Below are 12,502 nucleotides of genomic sequence, written 5' to 3' on the forward strand. Positions count from 1 at the left end.
TTTCACCATTTCGGGACTGTGCGCGGTCGCGCCGAATTGACAATTGTCAATTGCCGCATCGTCCGGCCGTGGTGTAAAGCGACCTGTGGGCGCGGCTTGCGCGCTGCCGGAAGCTTGCCAGATGATGCTATGGTTCGTGTTCGCGCTGATGACGGTCGCGGCGATCTTCGCCGTGCTTTTGCCGCTCGGCCGTAGCGGACGCGCGCAAAATCAGGGCAGCGAGGTCGCGGTCTACAAGGACCAACTCGCCGAGATCGAGCGTGATCTTGCCGCAGGGCTGATCGCCGCGCCCGAAGCCGAGGCCGCGCGCGTCGAGGTCAGCCGCAGGCTGCTTGCCGCGGCCGGCAGCGAGCCCGCAACGGCACCGAAATCCAGCCTCAAATGGCGCCGCGCGGCGGCCGTGCTGGCGCTTGCCGGCCTGCCGCTGGTTGCGATTGGTGTCTATGTGCCGCTCGGCTCGCCCAGGCTTCAGGACTTTCCACTGGCGCAGCGGGAGCGCGGATCCGGGTCCGGCATGGCGCAGTCGCTCGAGAATCTGGTCGTACAGGTCGAGCAACATCTGGAAAAGAATCCGACCGACGGGCGCGGCTGGAACGTGATCGCGCCCGTGCTGGAACGGCTCGGTCGCTTCGACGACGCCGTGCGCGCCTATCGCAACTCGCTCACCTACAATGGCGAGAGCGCGGAGCGCCGGTCCGATCTCGGCGAAGCGATCTCGGCCGCCGCCGGCGGCGTCGTGACCGCCGAAGCCAAGACCGAGTTCGAGCGCGCGCGCGCGCTCAGCGCCGACGACCCCAAGGCGAACTATTTTCTCGGTCTCGCCGCCGAGCAGGACGGCCGCAAGGCCGATGCCGCCAATATCTGGCGCGCGCTGCTGGCGAAAGCGCCGGCGGATGCGCCGTGGCGACCTCTGGTGCAGACCTCGCTCGCGCGGGTCGGTGGCGGTGGCGCGACGATGCCGGCGCTGTCGGATGAGACCCTCGCAGCTTCCAAGGACATGAAAGAGGTCGATCGCAACGCGATGGTTCGCGGCATGGTCGAACGGCTCGCCACGCGCCTCAAGCAGAACGGCGACGACGTCGAGGGTTGGCTGCGCCTGGTGCGCGCCTATCTCGTCATGGGTGATCGCGACAAGGCGGTGGGGGCATCGACCGATGCCCGCCAGGCGGTTGCCAACGATGCAGCACGGTTGCGCCAGCTTGATGAAGGCCTCAAGACACTCGGGCTCGACGGATGATGATGTCAGGACGAGACGGGCAGGGAATGGATACGCCATGACGCGCAAGCAGCGACGTATGACCATCATCGGCGGCTCGCTTGCCGTGCTCGCCCTCGCGGCCGCGCTGGTGCTCAACGCTCTGCGCGATTCCATCGTGTTCTTCTCGACGCCGACCATGGTCGCCGAGAAGCACGTTGCGCCCGGCAAGCGGTTTCGCCTCGGCGGCCTGGTGCAGCCCGGCTCGCTCCAGCGCGGCGACAATCTCGCTGTGACCTTCGAGGTCGCCGACGGCGGCGCAAAGCTTCCGGTCGCCTTCAAGGGCATTTTGCCCGATCTGTTCCGCGAAGGGCAGGGCGTCGTCGCCGAAGGCGCGCTCGATGCTGACGGCGTGTTCAAGGCCGACACCGTGCTCGCCAAGCACGACGAGACCTACATGCCAAAGGACGTCGCCGATGCCCTGAAGAAGCAGGGGCACTGGAAGGATGATTACGGCGCCAAAGCTTCCGACGGCGTCAAGCCCGCGGCCACGACCGCGCAGGGCAATCCGCAGGGAGCAGTTCGGTGATCGCGGAGTCAGGACATTACGCGCTGGTGCTGGCGCTCGGACTGGCACTGATCCAGTCCATCGTGCCCCTGATCGGCGCGCGGCTGCGCGATGACGCGCTGATGAATGTGGCGCGCTCCACTGCGCTGGCGCAGCTTCTGTTCGTCGGTGCGTCGTTCATCGCGCTTGTGATGCTGCACGTGGAGTCGGACTTCTCCGTCGTCAACGTCTACGAGAATTCCCACTCCATGAAGCCGCTGCTCTACAAGATCACTGGCGTGTGGGGAAACCATGAAGGCTCGATGCTCTTGTGGGTGTCGATCCTCGCGCTGTTCGGCGGATTGGTCGCGGCCTTCGGCAACAATCTGCCGCTGTCGCTGCGCGCGCACGTGCTGGCCGTACAGGCGTGGATCGCCAGCGCCTTCTATCTCTTCATCCTGGTGACCTCCAACCCGTTCCTGCGCATCACCAACCCGCCGATCGAGGGACGCGATCTCAATCCGGTGCTTCAGGACATCGGTCTCGCCGTGCATCCGCCGATGCTCTATCTCGGCTATGTCGGCTTCTCAATTTCGTTTTCCTTCGCGATCGCGGCGTTGCTGGAGGGGCGGATCGATGCCGCCTGGGCGCGTTGGGTGCGGCCGTGGACGCTGGTCGCCTGGATCTTCCTGACGCTCGGTATCGCCATGGGCTCGTACTGGGCCTATTACGAACTGGGTTGGGGCGGCTGGTGGTTCTGGGACCCGGTCGAGAACGCCTCGCTGATGCCTTGGCTTGCCGGCACCGCGCTGCTTCATTCGGCTCTGGTGATGGAGAAGCGCAACGCGCTGAAGGTCTGGACCATCCTCTTGTCGATCTTGACCTTCTCGCTATCGCTGCTTGGGACCTTCCTGGTGCGCTCGGGGGTCATCACCTCGGTGCATGCCTTCGCGACCGATCCAACCCGCGGGGTGTTCATTCTCCTGATTCTCTGCCTGTTCATCGGGGGCAGCCTGTCGCTGTTCGCGGGGCGCGCGACGTCGTTGAAGCAGGGCGGCCTGTTTGCACCGATCTCGCGCGAGGGTGCGCTGGTGCTGAACAATCTGCTGCTCACTGTGGCCTGCGCGGTGGTGCTGTTCGGCACGCTCTATCCGCTGGCGATGGAGATGCTCGCCGATTTCAAGATGTCGGTCGGCGCGCCGTTCTACAATCTCACCTTCGCTCCGCTGTTCACGCTATTGCTGCTCGCCGTGCCGTTCGGGCCGATGCTGGCGTGGAAACGCGGCGATCTGCTAGGCGTCACCCAACGCCTGCTGGCGGCCGGCGTTGCCGGGCTTATCGCCGTCGCGATGGTCTGGGGCTGGGTGCGCGGCGGCAGCGCGCTCGCGCCATTGGCAATCGGACTTGGCGTCTTCGTCATTGCCGGCGCCGTCACGGATCTGGCCGAACGAACCGGCTTGTTCCGGCTGCCGTTCGCGACGACGCTGCATCGTGCCCGCGGTCTGCCGCGCTCGGCCTGGGGCTCGGTATTTGCGCATGCCGGCCTCGGCGTTGCGCTGATCGGAATCGTCTGCGAGACCACCTGGAACAGCGAATATATCGCGACGATGAAGCAGAACGACGTCGCCCATGTCGCCGGCTATGACGTCAAGCTGGACGGCCTGTTTCAGCGCCAGGGACCGAACTTCCACGAGATGATCGCCGAATTCAACGTCAGCCACGACGGCGAGATGCTCAGCGTGATGACGCCGTCCAAGCGCAGCTTCACCACCCGCGGCTCCTCGACCACCGAGGCCGCGCTGCTGACGCGCGGCGCCAGCCAGCTCTACATCTCGCTCGGCGACGCCACTGCCGAAGGCGCCATTGCCGTGCGCATCTATCACAAGCCGCTGGTGCTGCTGATCTGGTGGGGACCGGTGCTGATGGCGTTCGGCGGCGTGCTATCGCTGTCGGACCGGCGCCTGCGAGTCGGCGCGCCGAAACCGGCGCGTGCCAAGCAGCGCCTGCAGCCGGCGGAGTGATCTGATGCGCCGAATGATGGTCGCGTTCATCGCGCTGATGCTGCTGGCCTTGCCTGCGGCGCATGCCGTGCAGCCGGACGAGATCATGTCGGATCCGGTGAAGGAGTCGCGTGCACGCGATCTGTCGCGTGAGCTGCGCTGCATGGTCTGCCAGAACCAGTCGATCGACGATTCCGATGCGCCGCTGGCGCGCGATTTGCGGCTCCTGGTGCGCGAGCGTATCGCGGCCGGCGACAGCAATTCGCAAGTGCTCGATTTCCTGGTCGCGCGCTACGGCGAGTTCGTGCTGCTCAAGCCGCGCTTCGAGCGCCAGAACATGCTGCTGTGGCTGCTCGCGCCGTTGCTGCTGATTGGCGGCAGCCTGGCGCTATGGCTGCAAATCCGCCGGCGCGCGCGAAATGGTGCAGACCTACCGGCTCCGCCGCTCACGCCCGACGAGGAAGCGCGGCTCGCCGCATTGATGGCGGATGAAGCCAAATCCAGCTAGCTACGTTGCTGCGCGCATCAAGCCGGCACTGCGCGGGGGTTCCTGGAACTTGGTTAAGTTCCTGCAGGTTCACTAGTTTTGGCCGCGATAAACTGCCGCATCCGCATGTCCGGTTCATTACAAAAGTTTAACCCCGCCGCCAGCGCACGGTAAGGCGACAGCCCCCATCTTCAGGTCCGTAAGGTGCCGCCGTCAGGCGCCAAATGGATTTCAAGGCCCTGGAGATCTCTGCATGACCGACCGTTCCGACCTCTCGAACCTTCCGTCCTACCGGCAGCCCCGCCGGCCCGTTTTCTCGGCCCGCAAGATCGCGCTGATGGCCTCGGTCGTCGCCGGCCTCGGCGCCGCCGTCTACGGCTTCGGCACGTCAACCTCGCCCGCCGACCTGTTCTCGACCCCGGCGCTTGCGCAGGTCAACAACGAGGTCCGCAAGGTCGAACGCCCGATCGGTTTCGCCGACATTGTCGAGCGCGTGAAGCCGTCGGTGATCTCGGTGAAGGTCAACATGAAGGAGAAGACCGCGAGCAACGACGACGGCGATGATTCCTCCTCGCCGTTCCAGCCGGGCTCGCCGATGGAGCGGTTCTTCCGCCGCTTCGGCGGTCCGGATGGCGTCCCGGGCCTGAAGGGTGGTGGCGGTCGTGGCCGCGTCGTGCAGGGCCAGGGCTCCGGCTTCTTCATCTCGGCTGATGGCTTTGCCGTGACCAACAACCACGTGGTCGACGGCGCCGACAAGGTCGAGGTCACCACCGACGACGGCAAGACCTACACCGCCAAGGTGATCGGTACCGACCAGCGCACCGACCTTGCCTTGATCAAGGTCGAGGGCAGCTCGAACTTCCCGTTCGCGAAGCTTGCCGACGGCAAGCCGCGGATCGGCGACTGGGTGCTCGCGGTGGGCAACCCGTTCGGCCTCGGCGGCACCGTGACTGCCGGCATCGTTTCGGCCAGCGGCCGCGACATCGGCAACGGCCCCTACGACGATTTCATCCAGATCGACGCCCCCGTGAACAAGGGCAATTCCGGCGGTCCCGCGTTCGACACCAATGGTGAGGTGATGGGCGTCAACACCGCGATCTACTCGCCTTCCGGCGGCAGCGTCGGCATCGCGTTCTCGATCCCCGCCAGCACCGTGAAGAGCGTGGTGGCGCAGCTCAAGGACAAGGGCTCGGTCAGCCGCGGCTGGATCGGCGTGCAGATCCAGCCGGTGACACCCGACATCGCAGACAGCCTCGGCATGAAGAAGGCCGAAGGTGCGCTGGTTGCGGAGCCGCAGGCGAATGGTCCGGCGGCCAAGGCCGGCATCGAGTCCGGTGACGTGATCACGTCGGTCAACGGCGAATCGGTCAAGGACGCGCGCGAGCTCGCCCGCACCATTGGCGGCCTGGCGCCCGGCGCGACCGTGAAGCTCAACGTGCTGCACAAGGGCCAGGACAAGGTGGTGAACCTCACCCTCGGCCAGCTGCCGAACACGATCGAAGCAAAGGCCGACATCGACAAGGACAGCGGCAAGGGCGCGAGCCGCGGCACCGACGTGCCCAAGCTCGGCATGACCGTCGCGCCCGCCGATTCCGTGGCCGGCGCCGGCAAGGAAGGCGTCGTGGTCACCGAAGTCGATCCGAAGAGCGCCGCAGCCGAACGCGGCTTCAAGGAAGGTGACGTGATTCTCGAAGTCGGCGGCAAGAGCGTGAGCACCGCCGGCGAAGTTCGCGACGCCATCAACACGGCGCGGACTGACAACAAGAACAGCGTCCTGATGCGGGTGAAGAGCGGCGGTCAGTCGCGCTTCGTCGCCGTGCCCATCGCGAAGGGCTAACCAAGGGCTCGGCCTCAGGAGGCCTCCGAGATGAAGGGTGTCGCCGGCATCAGTCGCCCCCGCCGACGGCGCCCTTCGGGGGAGCAGCGCAACGTTTGCTTCCCCTATCTACCTTCCGGTGGAATACGCCCCCCTCCGTCGGAAGGCCTAGGGCGGTGAAGTCCCCCCAGCTTCACCGCCCGCCTTTTTCTCGATGCCAGAGTCTCTCACTCGGCTTGCATGCGATTGCCGCTCGCGCCATGTTTAGAGAAGGTTCACTCCCTTGACCGTTGCCGAACGCACGATGCGCCTCCTCATCATCGAAGACGACCGCGAATCCGCCGACTACCTCGTGAAGGCTTTTCGTGAGGTCGGGCACATTGCCGACCACGCCGCCGACGGCGAGGAAGGCCTTGCCATGGCCGAGAACGGCGATTACGACGTGCTGGTGGTCGACCGCATGCTGCCCAAGCGCGACGGCCTGTCGGTGATCGGCGCGCTCCGCGACAAGGACGATTCGACGCCAGTGCTGATTCTCTCGGCGCTCGGCCAGGTCGACGACCGCATCAAGGGCCTGCGCGCTGGCGGCGACGATTATCTGCCGAAACCCTATTCCTTCGCCGAGCTGTTGGCCCGGGTCGAGGTGCTGTCGCGCCGCCGCGGCGGTCCGGCCGAGGACACGCTGTACCGCGTCGGCGATCTCGAGCTCGACCGGCTCTCCCATCGCGTCGCGCGCGGCAAGGACGAGCTGACGCTCCAGCCGCGCGAATTCCGCCTGCTCGAATACCTCATGAAGCATGCGGGCCAGGTGGTGACCCGCACCATGCTGCTGGAGAACGTCTGGGACTATCATTTCGATCCGCAGACCAACGTCATCGACGTGCACATTTCGCGGCTGCGCTCCAAGATCGACAAGGGTTTTGAGCGGCCGCTGCTGCACACGATCCGCGGCGCGGGATACATGATCCGTGACGGCATTCGGTAAACTCGTCCGCACCACGGCATTCCGGCTGACGCTGGTCTATTTGCTGTTGTTCGCGATGTTCGCGGCCTCGCTGCTGGCCTATTTCGCCTGGAATACGCGGCGGCTGATCACCGAGGAGATCACGCAGACGGTCAATGCCGAGACCTCGGAGATCAGCGAGATCTACGGCCGCCGCGGCTTGCGCGCTCTCGTGCTCGCGATCGAGTACCGGGCGCTGCGTCCGGGTGCCAACCTCTATCTCGTGACGACGCCGACCGGGCAGGCGATCGCCGGCAATGTCGGCTCGCTGGCGCCCGGCGTGATGGCGAAGCGCGGCTGGTCCGAGACCGCCTACCGGCGTATCGAGGACACCGACGATCGCGACCACCTTGCGCTCGTCCGCGTCACCGAACTGGAAAACGGCTTCCGGCTTCTGATCGGACGCGATCTGGCCGAGCGGCGACGGCTGTTCGGCATCGTGGCGAAGGCCGCGCAATGGTCGATCCTGATCGTCGTTGTGCTCGGCCTGGGCGGCGGCATCTTTGTGGCGCGCAGGGTTTTGAGGCGCATTGATGCGATGAGCGGCACCGCCCATCGGATCATGACCGGCGATCTCAGCGAACGCCTGCCGGTAGGGCGCAGTGGCGACGAGCTCGACCGCCTCGCCGAAAATCTCAACGCCATGCTGGAGCGGATCGAGGCGCTGATGGCGGGGCTGAAGGAGGTCTCCGACAACATCGCCCACGATCTCAAGACGCCGCTGACGCGACTTCGCAACCGCGCCGAGGAGGCGCTGGCGAAATCCGGCGGCGAGGCCGATTACCGCGCCGCGCTGGAACGGACCATCGAGGAATCCGACGGGCTGATCCGTACCTTCAACGCGCTTCTGATGATCGCGCGCGCCGAGTCCGGGCAGGCGCGCGGCAACATGGATGATTTCGACGCGGCCGATGTCGCCAACGGCATTCACGAACTCTACGAGCCGCTGGCCGAAGACGACGGCATGACTTTGAAGGTCAGGTGCGAGCCGACCCCGGTTCACGCCAACCGCGAATTGATCAGCCAGGCCCTCGCCAATCTTGTCGAGAATGCGATCAAATACGGCAAGCCGGTCGCGCAATCCGCGGGAACCGTGGTCAGCATGGAGGGCAGGCAGATCACGATCGAATCGAGGCGCGAGGGCGATCAGGTGCTGCTCAGCGTCACCGATCGCGGTCCCGGAATCCCCGAAGGCGACCGCAAGCATGTGGTGGAACGATTCGTGCGGCTGGAAGCGAGCCGCACGCTGCCTGGATCCGGCCTCGGTCTCAGTCTCGCCTCCGCGGTCGCGACATTGCATGGCGGTGAGTTAAGGTTGGGTGACGCCCAGCCCGGTCTTGTCGCCACGCTGGTGCTGCCGGCGCGCGCGGGCGACAGGGTTGCTCCGCCAATGCCGGATGTGCCACAGAAGGTGGCATGAACCACTCCGCGCCGGGAAACGCGGACAAGCATGGTGAGAGACTTGCCGCACGCTTCGCGGAGGCTCCCCATATTGCCGCTTCCGTCACCGACCAAGGACGTTTTGAAAGCTGGCTGGCCGAGCTCGAGCCAGCGCAATTCACCCGTCTTGAAACGCTGCTGGCTCACCGCTTCGCGCGGGACATCCTGGCCGGCATCGCGGAATTCTCGCCTTATCTGTTTGAGCTGCTGCGCGCTGATCCGCAGCGCCTGATCCGGCTGCTGGAATGCGATCCGGATGCGCATCTCGCCACGCTGATCGCGGAGGCGAACGGCGCCGTGCTCGCGGCATCCGATGAAGCCGAGGTGATGCGGCTGCTTCGCCGCATGAAGGCGGAGGCCGCGCTCCTGATCGCACTGTGCGACATCGGCGGGGTCTGGCCGGTGATGCGGGTGACCGCAGCGCTCACCGATCTCGCGGTGGCCTCGGTGCGGGCGGCGCTTCAATACCTCCTGCGGCAGGAAGCCGCGCGCGGCAAGCTCTCGCCGCCCAATCCCGAGGCGCCGGAGGAGGGCTGCGGGCTGATCGTGCTTGCGATGGGCAAGATGGGCGCAGGCGAGCTGAACTATTCCAGCGACATCGATCTCATCGTGTTCTTCGATCCCGACAATACGACGCTTGCCGCGGATATCGAACCCCAGCCGTTCTTCGTGAGGGTGACGCAGGGGATGGCACGCATTCTCCAGCAGCGCACTTATGACGGCTACGTCTTCCGCGTCGATCTGCGCCTGCGTCCCGATCCATCCTCGACGCAGGTGGCGATTTCGCGCGATGCCGCGCTGAACTATTATGAGCGGGAAGGGCGTACCTGGGAGCGCGCCGCGATGATCAAGGCGCGAGTCTGCGCCGGCGATCCCAGGGCGGGCGCGGCGCTACTCGCGGAGATCGCGCCCTTCGTCTGGCGCAAGCATCTCGACTTTGCCGCGCTTGCCGACGTTCACGACATGAAGCGGCAGATGCAGACCTATCGCGGCCAGAGCGAGGTTGCGGTCGAAGGGCATAACGTGAAGGTCGGGCGCGGCGGAATCCGCGAGATCGAGTTCTTCGCCCAGACCCAGCAATTGATCGCCGGGGGGCGACATCCCGAACTGCGTGTGCGGCCGACGCTCGCCGCGCTCGGCGTGCTTGCTTCCAGCAACTGGATCACGGTTTCGGCGCGTGACGAGCTGACCACGGCCTACCAATTCCTGCGCCGGGTCGAGCATCGCCTCCAGATGATCGCAGACGAGCAGACCCACACGCTGCCCGAGGACAAGGAGGCGGTCGAGCGTTTCGCCTGGTTCTTCGGCTATCCGGATCGCGAGGCCTTTGCCCGCGACCTTCTGCGGCAGCTCGAGATCGTCCAGGGCCACTACGAAAAACTGTTCGAAGGCGACGATCCGACCGGCACGGCCAAGCTGCCGGCGCTCGACTACAGTGCGGGTCCCGACGATCCGCGGCTGCTTCAGTATCTGGCCACGCTCGGCTTCAAGAAGCCTGCCGCCGTCGCGCAGACCGTGCGTGACTGGATCACCGGCGAGTACCGCGTGTTCCGCGTCGAAGCGACGCGCAACGCATTCGTCGAATTCGTGCCGGCTCTCATCGACGGTCTCGCTCATGCCGAGGAGCCGGATCGGGCCGTCGTGGCGTTCGACCATTTCCTTGGAGCGCTTCAGCGCGGCGGCCGGCTGATCACGCTGCTCGGGCAGAACCGCGATCTCGTCGCACTGGTCGCCCTGGTGCTGGGCGCGGCGCCCCGACTCGGCGAGATGCTGGCGCGGCAGCCGCAGCTCATGGACGGCCTGATCGATCCGCGCTTCTTCGGTGCCATGCCCGACAGGCAGGAATTGTCGGGGCGGCTTGCGAGCACGGTGCAGGATGCCGGCTCTTACGAAGAGTTCCTCGACCGCCTGCGCCTGTTCGGGCAGGAGAGCCTGTTCCTGATCGGCACGCGCATTCTCTCGGGCACGGTCTCGGCGCAGCAAGCGAGCACGGCCTTTGCTGACGTCGCCGAGGGCATCGTCCATACCGTGCATGGCCTCGTCGCCGACCGCTTCGCCGCCCAGCATGGCCGGATCAAGGGGCAGGAGACCGCGATCATCGCGATGGGCCGGCTCGGCAGCCGCGAGATGACCGCGTCGTCCGATCTCGACCTGATCCTGCTTTACGATTTCGACGGCGACAGTCCGGACTCCGACGGTGCGAAGTCGCTGCAAGGTGCACATTACTTCGCGCGTTTCACCCAACGCCTGATCAGCGCGTTCACGACGCGCACCAATTACGGAGTGCTCTACGAGATCGACATGCGGCTGCGCCCCTCGGGGCGTGCCGGCCCTGTGGCCTCGAGCCTCGTCTCGTTCGCGGACTACCAGGCCAACGAGGCCTGGACCTGGGAGCACATGGCGCTGACGCGCGCGCGCGTCGTGTCCGCTTCGCCCGAATTCCGGGAACGGATCGAGCGCGTCATCCGCGATGTCCTGACCCGCCGCCGCGATCCCGGAATCATCGCCAACGATGTTGCCGACATGCGGCGCGCGATCGCCCAGGAGAAGGGCGAGGCCGATTGCTGGGATCTCAAATATGCCGCCGGCGGCATGGTCGACATCGATTTCATCGCGCAATATCTCCAGCTCGTGCATGCGCACGAGAAGCCGGAGATTCTCGACGCCGGCACCATGCAGGTGCTGGAAAATGCATGCAGGCTGGGCGTGCTGGCGCAATCGGAGACCGAGATATTGCGGGCCGCGGCGCGGCTGTATCACGACCTGACGCAGATCCTGCGGCTCTGCGTCAGCGACCGGTTCAAGCCGGAGACCGCCGGCACCGACCTTCTGCGCGTGATGGCACGCGCCGGCGATGCGCCGCATTTCTCCTCGCTGGAGGCGCGCGTGAAGGAGACGCAGAGCGAGGTGCGCCGTGTCTTCAGGGCGCTGCTGGAAGGGACGTCGTCGTCGGCTTCAGCGAGGTGAGCGCCTCCCGCACGTTCGGCTCCAAGCCCGCGCCGCGGGCGTCGCGGCGACGCGCTGGATGCAGCGCTAGGCATTCGTGGCGGTTTTTGCGTGTCGCAAGGGGTAGGGCATGCTAGCTTGCATGCCACCATACGATCCGAGGGAACGAACGGTTGCTCGACAAGCTTGAACTATTGCTGGCGCTGGCGAAGGAACGGCATTTCGGCCGGGCCGCCGAAATGTGCGGCGTGACGCAACCGACGATGTCGACCGGGCTGAAGCAGCTCGAGGAGATCCTCGGCGTGATGTTGGTCCAGCGCGGCTCCCGCTTCCAGGGTTTTACGCCGGAAGGCGAGCGGGCGCTGGATTGGGCGCGGCGGATCGTGGGCGATGCCCGCGCGATGCGTGACGAGATCAACGGGCTGAAGCATCAGCTCTCCGGCGAGATCCGAATTGCGGCAATCCCGACCGTGCTCGGTATGGTCGCTGCGCTGACGACGCCGTTCCGCGCCAGGCATCCCGAGGTGCGTTTCCGCATCCAGTCCACCACCTCATCCGAGGTGCTGGGGTTGCTCGAGAATCTCGAGGTGGATGCAGGCCTGACCTATATCGAGAACGAGCCGATCGGCAAGGTGCGCACCATTCCGCTCTACAGCGAGAGCTATCGTCTGCTCACCGCGCCGGATGGAATGTTCGGTGATCGCGAGACGGTGACGTGGCGGGAGGTCGGACAGGTGCCGCTGTGCCTGCTGACGCCCGACATGCAGAACCGCCGCATCATCGACCGCGCGTTACGTTCGGTCGGCGCCGAGGCGACGCCGACCTTGACCTCGAATTCGCTGCTGGTGCTGTTCACGCATGTGAAGACGGGGCGCTGGGCCAGCGTGATGCCGGCCAAGCTCGCCGAGACGCTCGGCCTGTCCGATACGGTGCGCTCGATCCCGATCATCGATCCCGATGTCAATTACAGCATCGGCATGGTGATCCCGCAGCGTGATCCGATGACGCCGCTGATCGCGGCGCTGGTCAATGTCGCGCGAGAAGTCGCGCCGTCGCTGCAATCGTAGA

At 65.8% G+C, this 12,502-nt stretch carries 9 protein-coding genes; all 9 read left to right on the forward strand.

Annotated elements, in window-relative coordinates; genetic code table 11:
* The first annotated feature begins 121 nt into the window (after positions 1-121).
* Complete coding sequence (ccmI, locus tag IVB42_RS34285) at positions 122-1,237, forward strand: c-type cytochrome biogenesis protein CcmI (protein WP_026233608.1); 1,116 nt, start codon at positions 122-124, stop codon at positions 1,235-1,237.
* Positions 1,238-1,274: 37 nt separating this feature from the next.
* A complete protein-coding gene (gene ccmE / locus IVB42_RS34290) occupies positions 1,275-1,784 on the forward strand; it encodes a cytochrome c maturation protein CcmE (protein ID WP_026233609.1) in 510 nt (169 codons plus the stop codon).
* Positions 1,781-3,763 carry a heme lyase CcmF/NrfE family subunit gene (locus IVB42_RS34295; RefSeq protein WP_018458559.1) on the forward strand — a complete coding sequence of 661 codons (1,983 nt, stop codon included), beginning with the start codon at positions 1,781-1,783 and terminating at the stop codon, positions 3,761-3,763. The genes ccmE and IVB42_RS34295 overlap by 4 nt, the downstream gene beginning before the upstream one ends.
* A gap of 4 nt (positions 3,764-3,767) precedes the next feature.
* Complete coding sequence (locus IVB42_RS34300; protein ID WP_026233610.1) at positions 3,768-4,250, forward strand: cytochrome c-type biogenesis protein; 483 nt, start codon at positions 3,768-3,770, stop codon at positions 4,248-4,250.
* Between the two features lie 232 nt (positions 4,251-4,482).
* Complete coding sequence (locus tag IVB42_RS34305; protein WP_018458561.1) at positions 4,483-6,066, forward strand: Do family serine endopeptidase; 1,584 nt, start codon at positions 4,483-4,485, stop codon at positions 6,064-6,066.
* Between the two features lie 283 nt (positions 6,067-6,349).
* Entirely contained in the window at positions 6,350-7,030 is a 681-nt protein-coding gene (locus tag IVB42_RS34310) for a response regulator transcription factor (RefSeq protein WP_035969420.1), read from the forward strand.
* Positions 7,014-8,468 carry an ATP-binding protein gene (locus tag IVB42_RS34315; protein ID WP_018458562.1) on the forward strand — a complete coding sequence of 485 codons (1,455 nt, stop codon included), beginning with the start codon at positions 7,014-7,016 and terminating at the stop codon, positions 8,466-8,468. The genes IVB42_RS34310 and IVB42_RS34315 overlap by 17 nt, the downstream gene beginning before the upstream one ends.
* Positions 8,465-11,455 (forward strand): bifunctional [glutamine synthetase] adenylyltransferase/[glutamine synthetase]-adenylyl-L-tyrosine phosphorylase, encoded by a 2,991-nt coding sequence (locus IVB42_RS34320; RefSeq protein WP_247300167.1) that lies wholly within the window; start codon positions 8,465-8,467, stop codon positions 11,453-11,455. The genes IVB42_RS34315 and IVB42_RS34320 overlap by 4 nt, the downstream gene beginning before the upstream one ends.
* Before the next feature lie 152 nt (positions 11,456-11,607).
* A complete protein-coding gene (locus IVB42_RS34325; protein ID WP_018458564.1) occupies positions 11,608-12,501 on the forward strand; it encodes a LysR family transcriptional regulator in 894 nt (297 codons plus the stop codon).
* The last annotated feature ends 1 nt before the right edge of the window (position 12,502 follow it).

The organism is Bradyrhizobium sp. 45 (genome assembly GCF_023073155.1).
Taxonomy (GTDB): Bacteria; Pseudomonadota; Alphaproteobacteria; order Rhizobiales; family Xanthobacteraceae; genus Bradyrhizobium; species Bradyrhizobium canariense_D.